Here is a 21,339-nt window from a genome sequence, read left to right on the forward strand (position 1 = left end):
GCTCAGAGTTCCCCGCGAATCCGCACATGTGCCGGTCGCCACCCGCCTCGTCCGGTCCGTGTTCACGTTGCGGGCGCCGCCGAGCCCGACGGCGCCGTTTCGTGATCCATCGGTCATCCGGCCCGCTGCCGCAACGCCCTTCGCTCGTCCTCGCTCTTGCCACCCCAGATCCCGATGTACTGCTCCGTGTCGAGCGCCCAGCGCAGACACTCCTCCCGGACGGAGCAGCGCCGGCAGACGGCCTTCGCCTGCTCCGTCTGCAGCAGGGTGGGTCCGGACGTGCCGATCGGAAAGAAGAGGTCCGGGTCCTCATGGCGGCAGGCGCCGTGGCCTCGCCAGTCGTCCATCAAAGTCACCTGCGATCGTCGACGTGCCCTCGGTCGAGAATTACTCGTATGCGAGTCGCCTGTCGATGCGTGAGTGAAACCCTGTTGGACACCGGCGATTGAAGTCACTGTTCGCGCATGCCCCACGGGGAGCCGTACGCGGTCAGCAGGTCCAGGAAGGGACGGGCCGGGAAGGCCTCCGGGCCCAGCACGCCCGCGCCCGACCAGGCGCCGGTGGCGAGGAGTTCGAGGGCGACGACCGGGTTGACGGCGGTCTGCCACACCACGGCCTGGCTGCCGTACTCCGCCATGGACCACTGGTTGTCGACCACGTGGTAGAGGTACACCTCACGCGGCTTGCCGTCCTTGACGCCCCGCACCCACGTGCCCGCGCAGGTCTTGCCGTGCATCCGCTCGCCCAGCGTCGCGGGGTCCGGCAGACACGCGGCGACGACGTCCCGGGGTGAGACGGCCACCGGCCCTGAGGCGCTCGGCACGGTCACCGGTTCGGTGCTGTCCAGGCCCAGCAGGTGCAGCGTCTTCAGGGTGCCGATGAACTCCTCGCCCAGGCCGTACTTGAAGGTCACCCGGCGCGCGTCGACCCAGCGCGGCATCAGGAGCACCTCCTCGTGCTCCACGTTCACGCACTCGACCGGGCCGATGCCCTCGGGGAAGTCGAACACCTCGGGCTCGCTGAAGGGTTCGGTGGTGAACCAGCCACGGCCGGTCTCGTAGACGACCGGCGGATTGAGGCATTCCTCGATCGTCGTCCAGATGCTGAAGGACGGCGCGAAGTCATAGCCGTCGACGGTGAGGTTCGCGCCGTCGCGGACGCCGATCTCCTCGATCTCGTCGAAGAGTTCGTCGGCCGCGTGCCGGGCGAACACATCCGACAGGCCCGGCTCCACGCCCATGCCGACGAGGGCCAGCGCGCCCGCCTTCTCCCAGTCTGCGGCCGCTTTGAACTGGGCGTCGCCCAGCTTGACCCCGCACTCCTCGTACGGCCGCTCCGGGTGTGGCCGGGACAGTGACATCGCCATGTCGACATAGGTGGCCCCGGCCGTGCGGGCGGCGCCGAACAGCGGCATCACGAACCGCGGGTCGGTGGCGTTGAGCAGCACGTCGCACGCGTGCCGCGCCAGCAGTGCGGCCACCGCCGCCTCGTCGTTCGCGTCGATGCGCTCCGGCCGGAACCGGGCGTCGCCGCCGAGGGCCGACACGGCCGCCTCGGCGCGCGCGAGGTCGTAGTCGGCGACCACCATCGCCTCGAAGAACGGACGCCGGGCGGCGATCCGGGTGATGGCGGTGCCCACCCCGCCAGCACCCACGAGCAATACACGCATGACAAGACTCCCTCGGCTTGAAGGTCTACGACGTGGTGGGGCCCCGCGAGAGATACAACGCGGTCGGTTCGCGTAAGGTCAATGGCGTTGGCATAAGGTGGAGCGTGCGGCACAGGAACGGAGAGCATGGTGCCGAAACCGGTCGTTCCGGAGGAGAAGCGGCGCCGGCGGCGTCCCACGAAAAGCGGCACCGTGCTGTCCGAGCGGCTCATCGTCGAGACGGCCCTGCGCATGCTGCGCGAACACGGCAGCGCCGGCCTGACCGCCCGCCGGCTGGGCCTGGCCCTCGACGCCGACCCGAGCACGCTGTACCGCTACTTCCGCGGCATGGACGACCTGACCCTCGCCATCGGTGACGCACTCATCGGCCAGGCGCTGGAGGGCTGGGAACGCACGGGGGAGTGGCGGGAGGACATGCGCACCGTCGGGCTGCGTATCCACGCCGCGTATGTGGCCCATCCGCAGGCCGCCGCGCTGACGACCAGCCGGGTCACCGGCCGGGCCAACGAACTCGCCGCCGACGAGGCCGTGCTGGACGTCCTGCGGACCGCCGGGTTCGCGCTGCCGGACACCGTGCGTATCTATCACGCCTTCATCGACCAGACGCTGGCGTTCGCGGCGCTCGACGCCGCGTCGTTGGCTCTGCCGAGTGACGCGTTGCGTGCGGACGAGGGCATGTGGCGGTCGACGTACGCGCGGTTGCCCCGGGCCACACATCCTCGGATCGCCGAGGCCGCGCCTTTGCTGGCGAACCGGATGGTGACCAGTGCGTATCCGACGGCGCTGGAGATGCTGCTGGCCAGCGCGGCCGCTGAGCTGGAGGCACGGTAGTACTCGTCGGCGCTGCCGCAGTACGGTGGCGAGCGGCTGCTGCGTCGTCGTGGCTGGTCGCGCCCGTGCGGCGGAGCCGCATATCGATGCCGCCCGCGCCCCTTGAGGGCGTCGCAGATCCGGCGGCACGCCGAAGCGCAGCCGTCCGGGCCGTGCGGGCAGTCCGAGTTCCGGGGGCCGGCGGTACAGGAACCGCTTCGGCACCGCGCCTGCGGCCGGTTACGAACTCCTGGTGGAACGCTCAAGTCGCCCGTGATGTTCAGCCGCGAAGTGCCTCGGCCGCCGCCTCCGTCACCGCCTCCGTGACCGCAGCCAGCGCCGGTGAGTCCAGCTTCCACTGCTGCCAGTACAGCGGGACGTCGAGAGGCCGGTCCGGGGCCAGCTGCACGAGGCGGCCGGCCTCGAGGAGGGGTTCCGCCTGGGCCTCGGGGATCAGACCCCAGCCCAGTCCGGCGATCACAGCCGACAGGAAGCCCTCCGAGGTGGGGACGTGGTGCCGTAGGGGACTCGCGCCTGTGCGGGTGTGCCGAAGCCTGCGGACGAACGAGTCCTGGAGGTCGTCACTGCGGTCGAAGGACATCACCGGCGCCCGCACGAGTGCGTCCCCGAGCGAGCCGCCCAGATGGCGCTCGGTGAACTCCGGGCTCGCCGCCGCCAGATAGCGCATCCGGCCCAGCGGCCGTACGGAACACCCGGCCACGGGATCCGGCGAGGAGGTCACCGCGGCCATCACCAGCCCCTCCCGCAGCAGCGTCGCGGTACGACTCTCGTCCTCGCGCCGCAGTTCGAAGCAGAGCTGCGGCTCCTTGCGTACACGGGTGAGCGCCGCCAGGAACCATGTCGCCAGCGAGTCGGCGTTGACCGCGATCGACACCCGGGTCGCATCCCCGGCGCCACTCATGCCGAGCTCGGCCCGCGCGTCCCGCTCCAGCCGGGCCAGCTGACGGGCGAACCGGACGACGACCGCGCCCGACTCCGTCGGCCGCACCGGTTTCGTGCGCACCAGCAGCACCCGGCCCGTGCGCTGCTCCAGCGCCTTCACGCGCTGACTCACCGCGGACGGCGTCACATGCAGCGCCGCGGCGGCGGCGTCGAAGGTGCCCTCGTCCACCACCGCCAGCAGGGTCCGCACCTGGTCGAGGGGAAGCTCGGTCAGTTCGGTCTTCACGCGAGCTAATGATAGGTAAGAATCTTTAGCTGTACGTCAGGACATCGCTTCCCTAGCGTCAATGGCATGACAAACGCCTTGACCACCGCTGCCGCCGGATTCGGCACCGGCCTCTCCCTGATCGTCGCCATCGGCGCCCAGAACGCCTTCGTTCTGCGGCAGGGAATCCGCCGCGAGGCGGTCCTCGCCGTCGTCGGCATCTGCGCCCTGTCCGACGCGCTCCTGATCACCCTGGGCGTGGCGGGCGTCGGCGCCGTGGTCGTGGCGTGGCCCGGGGTGCTCACGGCGGTCGCCTGGGTCGGTGGGGCGTTCCTGCTCTGCTACGGCGCCCTCGCCGCGCGCCGCGCCTTCAAGCCGGGCGGCGCCCTGCTGACCGACGGCGAGGCGGCCGGGTCACGCCGGCGCGCGGTCCTGACCTGCCTCGCGATGACGTGGCTCAATCCGCACGTCTACCTCGACACCGTCTTCCTGCTCGGCACGGTCGCTGCCGACCGCGGCCCGATGCGCTGGACGTTCGGCCTCGGCGCCGTACTCGCCAGCCTGTGCTGGTTCGCGGCGCTGGGCTTCGGGGCTCGCCTGCTGAGCCGCCACCTTGCGAAGCCCGCCGCGTGGCGCGTCCTGGACGGACTGGTCGCCGCGACGATGATCGTCCTGGGGGCCACCCTCATCTTTGGGGGCGGCGGCGCCTGATCCGTTCTCGGTCCGTTCCGGTTCCACCTCGTGGTGCGGCTGTGGGCACCGCCAAGGGGGCGGTCCCGGGGGCGGCCCAGGCGGTCCCGTCGGGCCGGGGGAGAACCGGTGGCGCGGGCGCCGAGGGTGAGGCAGGCCGCGGCGGGTCCACGGCGAAGGCGGTCACGGCCGGCAGCAGGGCGCGACTGCCGGTGTCGCCGGGCGCAGTTGATGGGGTCCGATGGGGTCCTGCCCGGCGGCGGGGTCAGGGCTGTCAGGGCTCGAGGAGGGCCTTGATGGCGCGGCGTTCGTCCATTGCCTTGTAGCCCTCGGCGACCTGCTCCAGGGGCAGGGTCAGGTCGAAGACCTTGCCCGGGTTGATCCGGCCGGTCAGCACTCGGTCGATCAGGTCGGGCAGGTAGCGGCGGACGGGGGCCGGGCCGCCGCGCAGGCCGACGTGGGAGAAGAACAGTTCCTGGCCGTCGATCGCCACCTCGTGCGGGACGCCGACGAAGCCGACGTTGCCGCCGGGCCGGGTGGAGTGCAGGGCCTGCCGCATGGACTCCGCGGTGCCCACGCACTCCAGCACGGAGTCGGCGCCGATACCGCCGGTCAGGTCCTTGACGCGGGCGACGCCTTCCTCGCCGCGTTCGCTGACGACGTCCGTGGCGCCGAACTCCACGGCCAGCTTCTGCCGGGATTCGTGCCGGCTCATCGCGATGATCCGCTCCGCGCCGAGTTCCTTCGCGGCGATGACACCGCACAGGCCGACCGCCCCGTCACCGACCACGACGGCGGTGGAGCCGGGCTTCACCTCGGCGGCGAGGGCCGCGTACCAGCCGGTGCCCATCACGTCGGAGACGGCGAGCAGGCTGGGCACGAAATCGGCCGAGGGGTGTTCGTCGGTGGCGACCAGGGTTCCGTGGGCGTTGGGGATGCGGACCCAGTCGGCCTGGCAGGTGCTCATGAACTCGCGGTGCAGGCAGTTCGACTGCCAGCCGTTACGGCAGTTCGCGCAGGTGTTGTCCGAGGTGGCGAAGGAGCCGACCACGAACTGTCCCGGCTCGACGTTGGTCACCTCGCTGCCGACCTCCTCGACGATGCCGACGTACTCGTGGCCCATGGGGTGCGGGTCGCCGATGGGTTCCGCGCCGCGGTACGGCCACAGGTCCGAACCGCACACGCAGGTCGCGACCGTACGGATGACGGCGTCGGTGGGCCGGCTGATCTTCGGGTCGTCCAGGGTCTCGAAGCGCACGTCGCCGGGGGCGTGAATGACTGCTCCGCGCATGAGGGGGCTTCTTTCAGTACGAGGGCGGGTGTACCGCAGCCGAGGGAAGGAACGGCTGCTCACCGTCGAGCCTCACACTGCAGAGCGGGAGCGAAAAGCGGAGAAATCCATCCGGGGAGGGAAACATCCTGGGCGGAAACCCTCCCCCTTCCTCTCAGACCCCCCGCCCGCTGCTGCGATAGTGATCCCCGACGAGAAAGATGTAACGAGCATCCAGGAAGCGCGTGGACACCAGCGAGAGCAGCACCGAACCGCAGGAGAAGGACCATTTTGCGGTGATACCCACGCGGCGCGGCTGGCGGCGCTGGGCCATGGACACCCGGCCCCTGCGCCGCCCGGCCTACCGCCGCCTGTGGTCCTCGACCATCGTCACGGCCGTCGGCAGCCAGCTCACCGCGGTCGCCGTACCCAAGCAGATCTACGACATCACCGGCTCCTCGGCCTGGGTGGGCACCGCGAGTCTCGCCGGGCTGCTGCCGCTGGTCGTGTTCGCGCTGTGGGGCGGGGCCATCGCCGACAGCATGGACCGGCGCAAGCTGCTGCTGATCACCAACAGCGGCATCGCGGTCACCTCGGTGCTCTTCTGGCTCCAGGCGGTCACCGGACTCGGGTCGGTGGCCGTACTGATGCTGCTGCTCGCCGTGCAACAGGCGTTCTGGGGGCTCAACGCCCCGGCCCGCAGCGCCTCCATCGCCCGTCTGGTGCCCGCGGACGAACTGCCTGCGGCGAACGCCCTCGGCTCGACGGTCATGCAGACGGGGCAGGTGGTCGGACCGCTGCTGGCCGGCGTGCTCATACCCGTGATCGGCCTGGCCGAGCTGTATCTCATCGACGCGCTGGCCCTGTGCGTCACCGTCTGGGCAGTCGTACGGCTGCCCGCGCTGCCGCCCCTGGCTGCCACCGCCCAACGCCGCGCGGGCGTACGGGAGATCGTGGCCGGCTTCCGGTACATGGCCCTGCACAAGGTGCTGTTGCTGTCCTTCCTGGCCGACATCATCGCCATGGTCTTCGGCATGCCCCGCGCCCTGTTCCCGCAACTCGCGAGCCAGACCTACGCGCCGTACGGCGAAGGACTCGCCCTCGGCCTGCTGTTCGCGGCGATCCCCATCGGTGCCGTGCTGGGCGGACTCTTCTCCGGCACGTTCTCCCGGGCCCGCCGGCACGGCTGGATGGTGATCGGCGCGGTCGTCGCCTGGGGCGCCGCCATCACCGGATTCGGGCTGAGCGGCAGCCTGTGGCTCGCGGTGGTGTTCCTGGCCCTCGCCGGGATCGCCGACATGGTCTCGATGGTCTTCCGCGGGTCGATCCTGCTGTCCGCCGCCAGCGACGAGATGCGCGGCCGGATGCAGGGCGTCTTCACGGTCGTCGTGGCGGGCGGTCCACGCCTCGCCGACGTGCTGCACGGCACGGCGGGTTCGGCCTTCGGCGCGCGCACGGCGACCGTGGGCGGCGGACTGCTCGTCGTCGCCGCGATGCTGGGCCTGGCCGCGGCGGTGCCCGCCCTGCGCCGCTACCGGGTCTGAGGGTCACAGCGCGCTGCGCCGATGCTGCCCGTACTGTTCCATGAGCCTGCCGCGGGTCATCTCCAGCCGGTGCGCGAGGATTTCGGCGACGTGGCGGATCAGGGACATGCCGAGCGCCGGTTCCTCCTCGCACAGCCGCAGCACCGCCTCGGCCTCGAACTCGTAGGCGCGCACGGGGCTGAAGGCCTCCGCGCCGAAGTCCCACTGGTACGGCGGGAACAGCCAGGACCAGCCGAGCAGATCGCCCGCGCCCAGGCTGGCCACGGTGACCCGCTGCACGGATGTCACCCGCTGGTCGAGGGAGACGGCGCCGGAGCGGATGACCCAGAAGCGGTCGGCCGTGCCGCCCGCCTCGAAGATCCGGGCGTCCTCGGGGAAGGAGACCTCCCGGGCGAGCGCCATCAGGTGCTGGCGCTGAGGCGGCGGCAGGGCAGTCAGCAGTTTGATCGCTTTGGTCATGACACGGGGCTCCTCACCGACGACTGAGGTTCCGGTGCTTCCCTGCGTCCATTTCAGCCGCTACCGCCGCCGTGAGCACCTCGGCGGAGCGTGGTTTCGGTTTTGGCCGGGAATCCTCGCGGGACGGGGCGCCCGCGGCATTAAAAAGCCCTGGCTGGACGGGGGAGGCCAGCCAGGGCCGTAGGTGGTGGTGCAGGGGGGACGAGTGCGGTCTCCCGCGGTCTACCCCGAGACCACTTATGAATGAACCGTAAACCATCTTGTTGGATTCCGCGTACCCGAGACCGGGGTACGTGACCGGTTTCACTTGTCTTCCGCCACCACCCTGACCGTCTCCAGTCGAGGATCGCTCGGATCGGGGAGGTTCATGCCCGCGGCGAGACCGGTGACCAGATAGCGCAGGACCGGCCCGGTCAGCCGCTCGCCCGGCAGCACGACCGGAATCCCGGGCGGATACGGCGTGATCATCTCGGCGGCCACACGTCCGGCGGCCCTGTCCACCGGGACGTCCTCGGTGGCCGCGAAGAACGCGTCCCGCGGCGTGATGGCCTGCTCCATGCGCAGCCGGGACGGCGGCGGCACCTCGATCCGGGGCGCGGGGCGCAGCTCGGATGCCGCCTCGGCCAGGGACTTGAGCGCGGCGAGCAGTTCGCCGACCGTCCCGTGGTCGTCGCCGTGGGTGATCTGGGTGGCGATGCGGCGGTGGTCGTTGAGATGGGCGTCCACGTTCCGGTGCTCCCGCAGCCAGTCCGCGGCCTGGAACCCGGAGATGCCGAGACCCTCGAGGTCGATGACGACCGGAAGCGGGTCGAAGTCCGCGGCCAGTCCCGCACCGCAGAAGTCGTCCCGGTCGTTGACGTGCATTCCGTCGATCTCCTCGACGGCGGCCCGCACTTCGGCCACGAGATCGAGCGCGGAGCCCATGATCTCCTCGCCGCGCAGGGCCATCTGCCGGCGCCAGCCGTCCATGCCGGCGAAGATCAGCACCGAGGGGCTGGTGGTGCCCAGCAGGTCCGCCCGCATGCGCAGCACCGTCGCCGGGACGAGATCCCCCTGCAGATGGAAGACCGAACCCTGCTCCAGACCGCTGCCCATCTTGTGGATGCTGGTCACGCAGATGTCGGCGCCCGCGTCCATCGCCCATGACGGCAGCTCGGGATGGAACGGCAGATGCGCACCCCAGGCCTCGTCGACGACCAGTGGCCGCGAGCGGCGGTGGCAGACGTCGGCGATCGCCCGCAGGTCCGCGCAGCTGCCGTACGGCGTCGGACTGGTGACCAGCGCGCCCTTCGCGTCGGGATGGCGCTCGAAGGCCGCCTCGAAGTCCGCCGCGGACGGAGGGTGGGCCAGATGCCGTTCGGCGTCCCACTGCGGCTCGACCCAGACGGGCCCGATGCCGGACAGGACGAGACCCGACACGACCGACTTGTGGGCGTCCCGGCCGAGCAGCAGCTTCTCGTGCGGGCCCGCGACGGCCAGCATCGCCGCCTTGACGGACAGGGAACTGCCGCACGTGGTGAAGTACGTGTGCTCCGCGTGCACGGCGTCGGCCATCAGATCCTCGGCGTGCTCCATGACGCCGCTGTGGTGCAGTCGGTCGTCCAGACCGCCCGACGCCAAGACATCACCGAGGAACACCGCGTCGCCCAGCACCTCCCGCACCGCGGGGTCGGCTCCCCGGGCCTGCTTGTGACCGGGCGGCGAGAACGACGTCCGCCCCTCTCGGTGGTAGTCGGCCAGCGCTTCGAGGACCGGGGCCCGGGTGTGATCGGCTGTCATGCGCCCTCGGGTGCCCACCGGGGGCGAGGCCAATCGGCGGCGCCGGTCAGCTGTCCTCGGTGTGCGAGCCGGGGGAAAGGAACTCGTCCAGCACGTTGATCACGGTCTCGTAGGCGATCATCCGTACGGCGGCGTCCCGCGCTGCCGCCGGGTCGGCAGGCTCCAGCTCGACGCTGCGGGCCTGCCATACCCGCTCCTCGCGTCGGGCGTAGGCCCTGGCACGCTGCATCCGCCTGAGCAGTTCGTCTGAGTCCACGACATCGGTCATGACTTCCGCGTACCCCGGTACCGCCGGGATGTGCCGTCCTCCCCGGCATCGCCTGGATGAACGGTCATCCGTCAGATGCCTTCACGGGCACCCCCAGCGGACGGGCCAGACCGGACACGGCCTCGTCGAGGCGCTGCAGATGCCGCAGGACACGGTCGGTGACCCGGCCGTAGCGCGGTGCGCCGGGGACGGTCCGTCCCAGGAGCGATGCGATGCTCGGGCCGGTCTCGATGCCGGCCGTGGAGAGCTCGTCGGTGACGTGCGCCGCGATCGCCTCGATGTTGTGGGCGATACGCCCCGCGGCCCGGCGCAGCCTGGGGTCCGCCGCGATCGAGGGATGGGTGGGCAACAGCTCGGCGGTCGCCGCCAGCGAACGTGCGTGATAGGCGCAGGTCTCCAGCAGCGCCACGACGTAGCGGGCGGTCTCCTTGCGGGCCCGCAGCGGCGTCACCGGATGCGTGAGCGGCTGCACGGCGGCCCGCAGGTCGGCAAGCGCCTGGTCCAGGTCGCGCGCCTGGTCGAGCAGCTCGACGGGCGGTCCGCCACTGAGCTGGTCGACGGAACTGCGGGTGACCTCGCCGAGCCGGTCCAGCACGGTGGCGAGCAGTTCGTTCGTACGGCGGTCCGTCTGCACCGGCAGGACCACTGCGGCCGCGATCACCCCGCAGGCCGCACCGAGCGCGGTCTCCTCGATGCGCAGCACGAGCACCGAGAGGCTGTAGGTCTGCAGCAGCGTGTACAGCAGCCCGAGCGCCGCGGTGACGAAGAAGGACGACAGCGTGTACGACAGCGGTGCCGAATAGAACATCGCGAAGACGAACAGCAGCACCAGGACGAACGCCGTCCAGGTGTGGCTCCCGACCGCGCCCGCCAGCACGATGCCGGCCAGGACGCCGAGCACGGTGCCCAGCAGCCGACGGTAGCCCTTGACCAGGATCTCGCCCGTGGAGGCGGTGTTGAGGAACACGATCCAGCAGGTCAGCACCGCCCAGTACCAGCGGTCGTGGGACAGCAGCTCACCGCCGACGATGGCCAGCGTCGACCCCACGGCCACCTGCACCGCGGCACGCGTCGTGGGGCGGCGCAGCCCGCTGGGCTCCTCCGAGGCCTCCTCCTCGGCGTCGAGCACGGCGTCCTCCGCGTACAGCTCCTCGCGTGAGCGCGCCGTGGCCGGGCTGTCGTCCGACTCGTCCTGGGTCCCGCCGAGGGCGATCCGCAGCCCGAGGACCGCGCGGGCGGTCTCGCCGATGGCCCGGAAGGCATCCTGCACGGCGGGGGAGGCGTCGGGCAGGTTCTCCTCGTCGCGGTAGGCGAGGAGCCGGTTGCGGACCTGGGACAGCGCGGTGCCGGTGGCCTGGCCGACGGGGTGCAGGACGAGCACGCGCAGGGCCTCGAGGTCTCGGCGCAGCGTGACGCTCGCCTCCTCGCGCACGGGATGCCGCCCGCCCGAGGGGACTGGGGCGCCCGGCAGATGCATGGCCAGGGTGTCGGCGCGCTCGGCGCCGCGCGCCGCGAGCAGGGACAGCCCCAGGCGCTCGGCCGCGATCTCGGCGTCCGCGACGCGCCGTTGGACGAGCCGGGCCATCGCCTCGTCGGCGGTCCCCTCCTCCAGCCGGCCCTGGATCAGCAGCGCCGTCTCGTGCAGGCGCCCGGTGCCCTCTCGTACGTGCTCCAGGGCCCGGTCCGCCTCCTGCGGGCCGGCGTCGAGCAGTTCGAGTTGCGCCGAAAGCAACTGGGCCAGCCGGGCGCGGAAGGCGCTGCGCAGTCGTTCGAGCACCCCCGTCGGCGTCTCGGGGACGAGCACGAACCGCACGAGCGCGCTGCACGCGAAGGCCACGGAGACCGCCCAGCACAACTCGGGCAGCCCGGAGACGGTGGCGCCGACGAAGAGGGACATGAAGTAGGTCTGGAAGCCGATCAGGCCGAGCGCGGTGCCGCGGTCGCCGAACCTGCGGCCGTAGACGGCACAGAAGATGAGCGCCACGAAAGCCAGGTCACCGGCCACGACATGACGGTGCAGCACTGCCGCCAGGGTCATCGAGGCCAGCGCCACCGGGAGGCCCAGGGCGAGCGTGAGGGCCTGCGGACCGCGCTGTTTCTCCCGGATGGCGAAGGTGGCGACCATCGCCGCCAGCGCGCCTGTCACCAGGTGCGTCACATCGGCGCCCAGCAGGGCGAGCACGGCGACCGCGAGGGCGATCGCACCCGCCGTGCGCAGCCCCGCGGCCAGCCGCAGCAGCCCGGGGTCAGACGCCGCGACACGGTCCCGCACGCGCGCCCGGACCGGCCCTCCCGCTGACCTCACGCCGACGTACTCTCTCCCGCTCTCTTCCTGGTCACACCACGAACCGAAGGCTCTCAGCCGAGGCCGTCACCTCACTCAGCCGTCCCTTCGGGCGCCTCGGATCCGCCCCTCTCGGCCATACGCTCGTGCAGCTGCTCCGGCGTCAGGTACGCGTGGACGAACTCGAAGTCCTTCAGCTTGGCCGGCCTGCGGGCCTGGAACCCGGTGCGCACGAAATCGTCCCCGGCGACGGCGTTGAGCAGCCAGTTCGTCATGACGCGCGTCTTGGCGACGTTGGTGCGCAGCGCCGACCAGTGGTAGCCGCGGGCCACGGCCATCGCGGGCAGGCCCTTCAGTTCGACGCCGAGGGGCTTGGAGACGGCGTCGCGGCCGCCGAGGTCGACGACCAGGCCGAGGTCCTTGTGCTTGTACGGCCGCAGCGGCTGGTTGCGCAGGGACGCGATGACGTTGTCGGCCACGACCTTGCCCTGGCGCATGGCGTGCTGGGCGGTGGGCGGGCAGACGGCACCCTTCTCGCCCTTGGCGATATCGGGTACGGCGGCGGCGTCGCCGAGCGCGAACACACCGTCGCCGCCGGGCAGTTTCATCTCCGCGGTGACCGCGAGCCGGCCCCGGACCGTGTCCGCGCCCAGTGTGCCGATCAGTGGGCTGGCGACCACGCCGGCGGTCCAGATCAGGGTCCTGGTGGGGACCACCCGGCCGTCGGTGAAGGTGACCTCCTCGGGGCCCGCCTTGGCGATCGACACGCCCAGCGAGATGTCGACACCGCGCCTGCGCAAAATCTTCTGGGCCGCGGAGCCCAGTTTCTCGCCGAGTTCGGGCATCAGCCTCGGCGCGATGTCGATCAGATGCCACTTGATCAGGTGCGGGTCCAGCCGCGGATAGCGCTTGACCGCGTTGTGCGTCAGCATCTGCAGACATGCGGCGGTCTCGGTGCCCGCGTATCCGCCGCCGACCACCACGAACTGCAGCCGGGCGGCGCGCTCGGCCGGGTCCTGGCTGGCGTCGGCGAGGTCCAGCTGGGAGATGACGTGGTCGCGCAGGTAGGCGGCCTCGGCCAGCGTCTTCATGCCGTACGCGTGATCGGTGAGCCCGGGGATGTCGAAGGTGCGTGTGATGCTGCCGGGGGCCAGCACGATGTAGTCGTACGGCTCGTTGACGATCCGGTCGGTGATGGTGCGGATCACGCAGACCTTGGCCGCGAGGTCCACGCCGATGGCGCCGCCCGGGATGATCCGGGTGCGGTACCTGCGGCTGCGGCGCAGGGACACGGCGATCGACTGGGGCGTCAGGACGCCGGAGGCGACCTGGGGCAGAAGTGGCAGGTAGAGCTGGTAGGAGGACGGCGTCACCAAGGTGATCTCGGCCTCGTCGGCGGAGAGTTTGCGTTCGAGTCGGCGAACGCAGCCGACTCCGGCGAAGCCTGCGCCAACCACCAGGATCCTGGGTCGTGTCACGGTGATCTTCCCTTCTGCGGCTCCAGGCGGTCTGCCTCGACGTCGTTCGCCTGCCCCTGGATCGCGGCTTCGCACGCCTCGATCCCACCGCGCCACCGGCCGTTCCGCCAGCCGGGTGCGGCAGGCAGATGAACCCGTCGTCAGCCACCCTGCCCCAACCGGTGCGGGGGCACACCGGTTCGGATGTGAAAGACGTGTCCGCGCGATCTCTTGACGACTGATTGGTCTGAACCTAACGTCCGTCTCGCTCGTCCATGTCAGGGGCCGTGGTTCATGTACGTGACCAAATGCATCACCATGTGCGTGGCCCGATGCGTGACGTGCGGTCCACCCCCCATCCGACAGGAGGCAGGATGCTCGTACGCCTGCGCACCCTCACCGTCACCACGGCGCTGTGCGCCACATCCTTGCTCGCCGCCCCGCACGCCTTCGCCGAAGTCGAGCCCGGAGGCTGGCAGTCGGTGTCACCGACCTACAACGTGCAGGAACGGGGCTGCGGCCAGGTCGACGGCCTGACGTTCCGGCTCACCTGCTCCACCGCGAGCGGCGACCAACGGGCTGAACGGCGCTATGCCACCTACACCGGCGGAACCCGCCAGTTCGAGGGCTACTTCCGCATCACCAGCCTCAGCGGCACCCGGATCAGCCTCAAGCAGACCTTCAACGAGTCCGGCTCCGGCCCGTACTTCATGCTCGCCGTCGAGCGTGGCGGCCGGCTCTACGCAGTGCACGGTGGCGCCACACTGTCCAACGCCGGGACCGTCGGCGCGACGGTCCGCGTCAACACGGTCCACCAGGTCGGCGTCGAACACCGCACCTACATCAACGGCTCGCTCAAGCACACCTACGACAGCCCCGGCGGCAGCTTCTACGACAAGTTCGGCGCCTACCGCACCAACAGCGGCAGCGGGCAGGCCACCGTTGAGTGGAGCAACGTCCGCTTCTGGCGCAAGTAGCGGCTGCCGTATGCGAGGAAAGGCGCGCATCGCGGCGTCGGCAGCGCTGATCATGGCGCTGCCGGCCTGCTCGGCCGGCACCGCGGACGCCGACAAGCCACTGCGAGGTGTCCTCACGACACCCACGGACATCGACCTCGACTGGACGGACGACCGGCCGGGAGTCGCGGGCCACCTGCTGGAGTTCGCGACCGAGGAAACGGGCCCCTACACCGTCCTGGACTACCTGCCCCGGCAGGTGTCGGACTACCGCCACCCCGACCTCATGCCGCACACCACGTTCCACTACCGCCTGCGGGACTACCGCGGCCCCGTCTCCCGTCCCACCCGAGCCGAACTGCCGGACGGCATCCGCTTCACCTGGACCGACACGACCTCGGACGAGGACGGATTCCTCCTGGAGATGCGCAAGAAGAACAGCATCGGTTACGAACCCGTCGCCGTCGTCGATCCGGACGTCACCGCCACGACCCTGGTCACCCTGCCCGGCGAGGAGAACGCCACCTTCCAGGTCCGTGCCTTCGTCCTGGGCGAGCAGTCGAATGTCGTACGGCTCACCACGGGCGAGTAGGCGCGCTCAGCCGAAGACGTTGTCCGCGTCGTCCCAGTGCGGCGGCTCGTCCACCAGGTGGTCCCGCGGCACACGTGAACGCGCCTGGTACATCGCGTCGATCTGGAGGGCGTAGTGCCGCACGATGGCGTCCCGGCGCAGCTTCATCGACGGCGTCAGCAGGCCGCTGGCCACGTCGAACGGCGCCGGCAGCACCCGGAACACCCGGATGGACTCCGCGCGCGACACCGCGCTGTTCGCCGCGGCCACGGCCCGGCCGATCTCCTCCCGCAGCGCGTTCTCCTCGCGCGCCTCCCGGATCCTCGCGTCACTGCGCAGCGTGAGTGATTCCCGCCAGTAGCCCAGGAAGTCGGGGTCCAGAGTGATCAGGGCCCCGATACAGGGCCGGTTGTCACCCACGATCACCGCCTGGTGGATCATCGGGTGCATCCGCAGGCGCTGCTCCAGGAGCGCCGGGGAGACGCTCTTGCCGCCGCTCGTGATGATGACGTCCTTCTTGCGCCCGGTGATCGTCAGATAGCCGTCGGAGTCCAGCCGCCCGAGATCCCCGGTGGCCAGCCAGCCGCCGCGCAGCGCCGCCCGGGTCGCGGCCTCGTCGTTCACATAGCCCTGGAACACCGACGGCCCGCGCACGAGGATCTCGCCGTCGTCGGCCACCCGGATGTCCACCCCCGGCAGCGCCTTCCCGACCGTTCCCGACAGCTCCCGGCCCGGCGGAGGTGCCGTGACCCCGCCGCAGGTCTCGGTGAGACCGTAGGCGTCGTTCACGTAGATGCCGATGCCCTCGTAGAACAGGGACAGTTCACGGTTCAGGGACGAGCCGGCGGACGTCGCCCGGCACACCCTGCCGCCCAGCGCGGCCCGCAGTTTGCGGTACACCGTGCGTTCGTACAGGGCGTGTTGGAGCCGCAGATCGTAACGGGGCCCGGGCCCGCCGCCCAGCCGCTGCCGTTCCAGCGCCGCCGCGAAGTCCCGCGCGGTGTCGGCGGCCCGCTCGAACAGCGCGCCACGGCCCGCCTGCTGGGCCGTGCGCAGGAAGGTCTTGTAGATCTTCTCGAAGATCGACGGTACGGCGCACAGATAGGTCGGCCGGAAGGTGCGCAGCGCCGCCGACAACGCCTCCGCGTTCAGCTCGGGCTCGTGGCCCATCAGCATGCCGCCTCGGATGGCCAGCCCCTGCACCACCAGGCCGTACACATGGGAGAAGGGCAGGAAGGCGAGGACCGACGCCTGCTGCTCGCCGGGCGGGATCACGGTGTGGCCCCAGCCCGCGAGGAGGGTGTCGCAGGTGCTCGCCAGACCGCGGTGGCTCAGCGCGCAGCCCAGCGGGTGACCCGTGGTGCCGGAGGTGTAGACGACGGCGGCGGTGGAGTCCGGCAGGACGATGCGGCGCAGCGAATCGACCGTCGCGAACGGGATGAACTCGCCGCACGCCACGAGCTGCTGAAGCCCCCCGGCGTCCAACTGCCACACATGGCGCAGCATCGGCAGCGATCCGCACACGGAACCCACCGTCATGATGGCCTGTTCGTCCTCGACCACCACGGCCACGCATTCGGCGTCCCGCAGGATCCACTCGACCTGGTCGCGCGACGACGTCGGGTAGATCGGCACGACCTCGGCGCCCACCGCCCACAGCGCGTAGCAGAACACGGTCCACTCGTAGCGGGTGCGGGCCATGACGGCCACGCGGTGGCCCGGTGAGATCCCGGACGCGATCAGTCCCTTGGCCAGATCGCTCACTTCATCGCGCAGTTCCACGGCGGTCACCTCCTCCCATGTGGTGGAGGAGGGATCGGGGCGGCGCGCGAGCATCGGCAATGTCGGATCGAGGGCCGCCGTCTCGAAGACGCTGTCGGCGAGTCCGCCGGTCAGGGGCGTGACGGTCGGGGGAGCGAGGCCGAGGTCGCGCATGCGCTGCTCCTGATGTGTACCGGGTGTGACATCACCGATGAGTTCCGTTATCGGCGGTGCCCGAATCTAGCCCAGCTGAGAGCGCGTGGTGACGAGAACTGACAATTGACCCCGTTCGGTGATCTCAGCCGCGGGGGCAGGGCGACAGCCACACCGTGGCAAGAGGCGGCAACGTCAGCCGGATGCGGCTGTCCTCCGGCTTCACCGGGTTGGGGTTGACGACGTCGCTGCCACCATACTGGGCCGCATCCGTGTTGAGGGTCTCCTGCCAGGCGACGACGTCGTCCGGCACCCACAGGGCGTAGTCGTGACGCACGACAGGGGAGAAGTTGGAGACGGCGAGCAGGGGGCTGCCGTCGGCACCGAACCGCAGGAAGGCGAAGACGTTGTCGTCCGCCGCGTCCCCCAGCACCCACTGGAAGCCGCCGGGGTCGGTGTCCCGCTCCCAGAGAGCAGGCGTCGTCCGGTACCGCGCGTTGAGGTCACGCACCAGATCCTGGACGCCCCGGTGGTCGCCCGCGGACGCGTACCCGGGATCCAGCAGCCACCACTCGGGACCGTGCTCCTGGGACCACTCGGCGCCCTGCGCGAACTCCTGGCCCATGAAGAGGAGCTGCTTGCCGGGGTGGGCCCACATGAAGCCCAGGTAGGCGCGGTGGTTGGCGCGTCGCTGCCACCAGTCGCCGGGCATCTTGGAGACCAGCGCCTGCTTGCCGTGCACGACCTCGTCGTGGGAGATGGGCAGGACGTAGTTCTCGCTGTAGGCGTACACCATCGAGAACGTCATCTCGTTGTGGTGGTACTTGCGGTGCACCGGCTCCTTGGCGATGTACTCCAGGGAGTCGTGCATCCAGCCCATGTTCCACTTCAGCCCGAACCCCAGCCCGCCGCTGTCGGTCGGCCGGGTCACCCCGCCCCAGGCGGTCGACTCCTCCGCGATGGTGATGACGCCCGGGTTGCGCCGGTACACGGTCGCGTTCATCTCCTGCAGGAACGCCATCGCGGCCAGGTCCTCCCGCCCGCCGAAGGCGTTCGGCGCCCACTGTCCGGACTCCCGCGAGTAGTCGAGGTAGAGCATCGAGGCGACGGCGTCCACCCGCAGCCCGTCGATGTGGAACTCCTCGCACCAGTACGTGGCGTTGGCGACCAGGAAGTTGCGCACCTCGGTGCGTCCGTAGTCGAACTCGTACGTCCCCCAGTCCGGGTGCTCGGCGCGCCGATCGTCCCCGGGTTCGTACAGCGGTTCCCCGTCGAACCGGCTCAGCGCCCAGTCGTCCTTGGGGAAGTGGGCCGGCACCCAGTCCACGATCACCCCGATGCCGGCCTGGTGCAGGGCGTCCACCAGGTACTTGAAGTCGTCGGGCGAACCGAGCCGCGAGGCCGGCGCGTAGAAGCCGGTGACCTGGTAGCCCCAGGACCCGGCGAAGGGGTGCTGTGCGACCGGCATGAGCTCGACATGGGTGAAGCCGAGGTCGTTGACGTACGCGGGCAGCTGTTCGGCGAGTTGGCGGTAGGTCAGTCCCGGGCGCCAGGACGGAAGGTGCACCTCGTAGACCGAGAAGGGCGCCTGATGCACCGGGACGTCGCCCCGGTGCGCCATCCACTGCGCGTCGCCCCACTCGTGGTGCGAGGCGTGCACGATCGACGCAGTGTCCGGCGGGACCTCCGCACGGCGCGCCATCGGGTCGGCCTTGAGGAACCGGCCGCCGTGCCGGGAGGTGATCTCGAACTTGTACCGGGTGCCCTCGCCGATGCCCGGCAGGAACAGCTCCCACACCCCGGACGCCCCGAGGGACCGCATCGGGAACGCCGTCCCGTCCCAGCAGGTGAAGTCCCCGGCGACCCGCACGCCCTGAGCGTTCGGCGCCCACACCGTGAAGCGGGTGCCCGGCACGCCCTGGTGAGTCATCGGCTCCGCGCCGAGCGCCTTCCACAGCTCCTCGTGGCGGCCCTCCCGGATGAGGTGGAGGTCCAGCTCGCCGAGGGCGGGCAGGAAGCGGTACGGATCGTGGACCTCGCACTCGTCGGACCCGCCCTCGGCGTACGACACGAGCAGCGTGTACGCGGGGATCTCCTTCAGCGGCAGTACGCCGGAGAAGAGCCCGCCGCCCTCCGAGACCAGCGCGGTGCGCTCGCCGCCGGCCACGACGCTCACCGCACGCGCGAAGGGTCGCAGCGCCCGGAAGGCGATCCCGCCCGGGACCGGATGCGCCCCGAGCAGCGCGTGCGGATCGTGGTGGGCGCCCGACAACAGGCGTTCACGGTCCGCCGGATCGAGTGCGGGCGCGGTGGCGCGCCGGTTCGGTCCTGCCGATTCGGGGCGCGAGGTCTCGTGCAGGGCCATGGGTCAGGCTCCTCTCACGGCGAGGCGTTCGATCGCCGCCATCGGTACGGGCAACCAGTCGGGTCGGTGCCGGGCCTCGTACAGGACCTCGTACACGGCGCGGTCGGTCTCATACGCACGCAGCAAGCCGTGCTTCTTGCGCGGGTCCCAGCCGGCGAGGGCGGCATAGCCCCCGCAGTAGGCCTCCCGGCAGCGGCGCGCCCACTCCGGACGCCACGGACGGCGCTGCCGGGCGGCGTAGTCGAAGGAGCGCAGCATGCCGGCGATGTCCCGCACTGGCGAGTGGACGCCGCGCCGCTCGGCGAGCGGGCGGGACGGCTCGCCCTCGAAGTCGATGACGAACCACTCACGGCCCGCCCGCAGCACCTGCCCCAGGTGCAGGTCGCCGTGGATGCGCTGGTCGGGCGGCCCGGGATCGCAGCTGGCGAGGGCGCCGAACGCGGTGCGCAGGCCGGGCACGTAGGGCTGCAGGGCGGGGACGAAGTGCGCGGCGATCTCCAGACGCTCGGTCATCGCCGCCGCCATCCGGGCGTTCTCGCCGTGCGCCCGGGACGGGAAGGCCGACGCCAGCGCCAGATGCACCTCCGCCGTCGCCCGCCCCAGCTGGCGGGCCTCCGCCGTGAAGTCGCCGCCGGAGGTCAGCGCGTCCAGCGCCAGTGTCCAGCCGTCGGAGGCGTCACGCAGGAACGGCTGCAGCACGCCGAGCGTCGCCTCCCAGGGGTGCGTCGTCCGGAACCAGGCCACGGGGGCCGGGACCCGCCCGCAGCCCTGCTCGGCCAGCGCGCCGGACAGCTCCAGGTCGGGATTGACGCCGGGCTGGATGCGCCGGAACAGCTTGAGGATGAACGTATCGCCGTACACCAGCGAGGAGTTGGACTGCTCGGCGTCCAGCACCCGGGGAACGAGTCCCGCCGGCACGGACACGGACGGGTCCGCCTCGAAGCAGAGCGGGCCGGCCGTGCCGGGATGCCGCAGACGCTCCAGGAGCAGCTGGGCCGAGCGGGGGTCCTGCAGCGCGTCGAAGACCGTCAGACCGGCCAGCGGCCCCTCCTCCGCACGGCCGATCAGCGCCCGGCCGAGCCGCGGCGACAGATGCTGGCGTACGCCGAGCAGCAGCTGGTAGCAGTCGCCGGCCGGGGGAGCACCGCCGGGCGCGGGCACCGCGGAGTGACCGGCGTGCACCAGCAGATGCAGACAGCCCGGGAACAGCTCCGTCATCGACAGCAGCGCGAGGTCCGTGACGGGCCGGTCCTTGCCCGCGAACCAGCGCTGCCGTGGCAGCCATTCGCGCAGCAGTCCGGCGAGCGAGGCCATGGGGCTCGCGTCGACCGTACGGCTCGATCGGGGAGTTGCGGTCTTCTGCATGGTGACCCGTCCTTTCCTCGGCACACGCTCGAAGCTCACGCTCAAAGTCGTCGGCCGATGCGGGATGCGACTCGGGAGAGCCGGAACCAGTAGAAGCCGTGGCCCCCGAGGGTCAGCAGATACGGCAGTTCACCGATCGCCGGGAAACGGACCCCGCCGAACAGCTCGACCGGGTGGCGGCCGGCGAACTCGCGCAGGTCGAGTTCTGTCGGCTGCGCGAAGCGCGCGAAGTTGTTCACGCACAGCACCAGGTCGTCCTCGTATTCGCGCAGGAAGGCGAGGACCGCCGGATTGGAGGACTGGAGTTCCCTGTAGGAGCCGAGTCCGAAGGCCGGGTTCTGCTTGCGGATCTCGATCATGCGGCGGGTCCAGTGCAGCAGCGACGACGGCGAGGCCATCGACGCCTCGACGTTCGTCACCTGGTAGCCGTAGACCGGGTCCATGATGGTCGGCAGGCAGAGCTGCCCCGGGTCGCAGGTGGAGAAGCCGGCGTTGCGGTCCGGCGTCCACTGCATCGGGGTTCGTACGGCGTCGCGGTCGCCGAGCCAGATGTTGTCGCCCATGCCGATCTCGTCGCCGTAGTACAGGATCGGGCTTCCCGGCAGGGCGAGCAGCAGGGCCGTGAACAGTTCGATCGAGTGCCGGTCGTTGTCGAGGAGCGGGGCGAGACGCCTGCGGATTCCGATGTTGGCGCGCATGCGGGGGTCCTTGGCGTATTCCGCCCACATGTAGTCGCGTTCCTCGTCGGTGACCATTTCCAGGGTCAGCTC

At 70.8% G+C, this 21,339-nt stretch carries 18 protein-coding genes; 5 read left to right on the forward strand and 13 right to left on the reverse strand.

Features of this window, described 5'->3' with window-relative positions; genetic code table 11:
* Positions 1–113 precede the first annotated feature (113 nt).
* Positions 114–347 (reverse strand): WhiB family transcriptional regulator, encoded by a 234-nt coding sequence (locus ACFY5C_RS39070; protein WP_389454453.1) that lies wholly within the window; start codon positions 345–347, stop codon positions 114–116.
* A gap of 104 nt (positions 348–451) precedes the next feature.
* On the reverse strand, positions 452–1,669 hold the full coding sequence (locus tag ACFY5C_RS39075; protein ID WP_389454456.1) for a saccharopine dehydrogenase family protein: 1,218 nt from the start codon (positions 1,667–1,669) through the stop codon (positions 452–454).
* Between the two features lie 129 nt (positions 1,670–1,798).
* On the opposite strand from ACFY5C_RS39075, the gene ACFY5C_RS39080 reads away from it, so the two are divergent.
* Positions 1,799–2,500, forward strand: a complete 702-nt coding sequence (locus ACFY5C_RS39080) for a TetR/AcrR family transcriptional regulator (RefSeq protein ID WP_389454505.1) — start codon at positions 1,799–1,801, stop codon at positions 2,498–2,500.
* A 259-nt stretch (positions 2,501–2,759) separates the two neighbouring features.
* Here the strand turns inward: ACFY5C_RS39080 and ACFY5C_RS39085 are convergent, their stop codons facing one another.
* On the reverse strand, positions 2,760–3,668 hold the full coding sequence (locus ACFY5C_RS39085) for a LysR family transcriptional regulator ArgP (protein WP_389454459.1): 909 nt from the start codon (positions 3,666–3,668) through the stop codon (positions 2,760–2,762).
* A 66-nt stretch (positions 3,669–3,734) separates the two neighbouring features.
* On the opposite strand from ACFY5C_RS39085, the gene ACFY5C_RS39090 reads away from it, so the two are divergent.
* Positions 3,735–4,358: a LysE/ArgO family amino acid transporter gene (locus ACFY5C_RS39090; protein ID WP_389454462.1), complete on the forward strand. Its 624-nt coding sequence runs from the start codon at positions 3,735–3,737 to the stop codon at positions 4,356–4,358.
* A 253-nt stretch (positions 4,359–4,611) separates the two neighbouring features.
* On the opposite strand, the gene ACFY5C_RS39095 is transcribed toward ACFY5C_RS39090, so the two are convergent.
* Positions 4,612–5,628 carry a zinc-dependent alcohol dehydrogenase family protein gene (locus ACFY5C_RS39095; RefSeq protein ID WP_389454465.1) on the reverse strand — a complete coding sequence of 339 codons (1,017 nt, stop codon included), beginning with the start codon at positions 5,626–5,628 and terminating at the stop codon, positions 4,612–4,614.
* Positions 5,629–5,852: 224 nt separating this feature from the next.
* Here ACFY5C_RS39095 and ACFY5C_RS39100 point away from each other — a divergent pair, with 224 nt between their 5' ends.
* On the forward strand, positions 5,853–7,151 hold the full coding sequence (locus tag ACFY5C_RS39100) for an MFS transporter (protein ID WP_389454468.1): 1,299 nt from the start codon (positions 5,853–5,855) through the stop codon (positions 7,149–7,151).
* Between the two features lie 3 nt (positions 7,152–7,154).
* Here ACFY5C_RS39100 and ACFY5C_RS39105 read toward each other — a convergent pair whose 3' ends face one another.
* The 5 genes from ACFY5C_RS39105 to ACFY5C_RS39125 form a co-directional block, all read right to left on the reverse strand.
* Positions 7,155–7,610: a cyclic nucleotide-binding domain-containing protein gene (locus ACFY5C_RS39105; protein WP_383611210.1), complete on the reverse strand. Its 456-nt coding sequence runs from the start codon at positions 7,608–7,610 to the stop codon at positions 7,155–7,157.
* 303 nt (positions 7,611–7,913) lie between these two features.
* Positions 7,914–9,389: an aminotransferase class I/II-fold pyridoxal phosphate-dependent enzyme gene (locus tag ACFY5C_RS39110; protein ID WP_389454471.1), complete on the reverse strand. Its 1,476-nt coding sequence runs from the start codon at positions 9,387–9,389 to the stop codon at positions 7,914–7,916.
* Between the two features lie 46 nt (positions 9,390–9,435).
* Positions 9,436–9,657 carry a hypothetical protein gene (locus ACFY5C_RS39115; RefSeq protein ID WP_389454474.1) on the reverse strand — a complete coding sequence of 74 codons (222 nt, stop codon included), beginning with the start codon at positions 9,655–9,657 and terminating at the stop codon, positions 9,436–9,438.
* Between the two features lie 64 nt (positions 9,658–9,721).
* Positions 9,722–11,962: an FUSC family protein gene (locus tag ACFY5C_RS39120; protein ID WP_389454476.1), complete on the reverse strand. Its 2,241-nt coding sequence runs from the start codon at positions 11,960–11,962 to the stop codon at positions 9,722–9,724.
* A 71-nt stretch (positions 11,963–12,033) separates the two neighbouring features.
* On the reverse strand, positions 12,034–13,425 hold the full coding sequence (locus ACFY5C_RS39125; RefSeq protein WP_389454508.1) for an NAD(P)/FAD-dependent oxidoreductase: 1,392 nt from the start codon (positions 13,423–13,425) through the stop codon (positions 12,034–12,036).
* A 347-nt stretch (positions 13,426–13,772) separates the two neighbouring features.
* Between ACFY5C_RS39125 and ACFY5C_RS39130 the strand changes: the two genes are divergently transcribed.
* Positions 13,773–14,375: a hypothetical protein gene (locus tag ACFY5C_RS39130; protein ID WP_389454479.1), complete on the forward strand. Its 603-nt coding sequence runs from the start codon at positions 13,773–13,775 to the stop codon at positions 14,373–14,375.
* Between the two features lie 10 nt (positions 14,376–14,385).
* Complete coding sequence (locus ACFY5C_RS39135; protein WP_389454482.1) at positions 14,386–14,946, forward strand: fibronectin type III domain-containing protein; 561 nt, start codon at positions 14,386–14,388, stop codon at positions 14,944–14,946.
* A 6-nt stretch (positions 14,947–14,952) separates the two neighbouring features.
* Here ACFY5C_RS39135 and ACFY5C_RS39140 read toward each other — a convergent pair whose 3' ends face one another.
* From ACFY5C_RS39140 to ACFY5C_RS39155, 4 genes are all read right to left on the reverse strand, one after another.
* A complete protein-coding gene (locus ACFY5C_RS39140; protein ID WP_389454485.1) occupies positions 14,953–16,860 on the reverse strand; it encodes an AMP-dependent synthetase/ligase in 1,908 nt (635 codons plus the stop codon).
* Positions 16,861–16,984: 124 nt separating this feature from the next.
* Positions 16,985–19,204 carry a 1,4-alpha-glucan branching enzyme gene (glgB, locus tag ACFY5C_RS39145; protein ID WP_389454488.1) on the reverse strand — a complete coding sequence of 740 codons (2,220 nt, stop codon included), beginning with the start codon at positions 19,202–19,204 and terminating at the stop codon, positions 16,985–16,987.
* A 3-nt stretch (positions 19,205–19,207) separates the two neighbouring features.
* Complete coding sequence (locus ACFY5C_RS39150) at positions 19,208–20,569, reverse strand: maltokinase (RefSeq protein WP_389454491.1); 1,362 nt, start codon at positions 20,567–20,569, stop codon at positions 19,208–19,210.
* A gap of 41 nt (positions 20,570–20,610) precedes the next feature.
* Positions 20,611–21,339, reverse strand: a 729-nt coding sequence (locus ACFY5C_RS39155; protein ID WP_389454494.1) for an alpha-glucosidase C-terminal domain-containing protein, incomplete at its 5' end; no start/stop codon positions are given.

The organism is Streptomyces sp. NPDC012935 (assembly GCF_042900345.1).
In the GTDB taxonomy this organism is placed as follows: Bacteria; Actinomycetota; Actinomycetes; order Streptomycetales; family Streptomycetaceae; genus Streptomyces.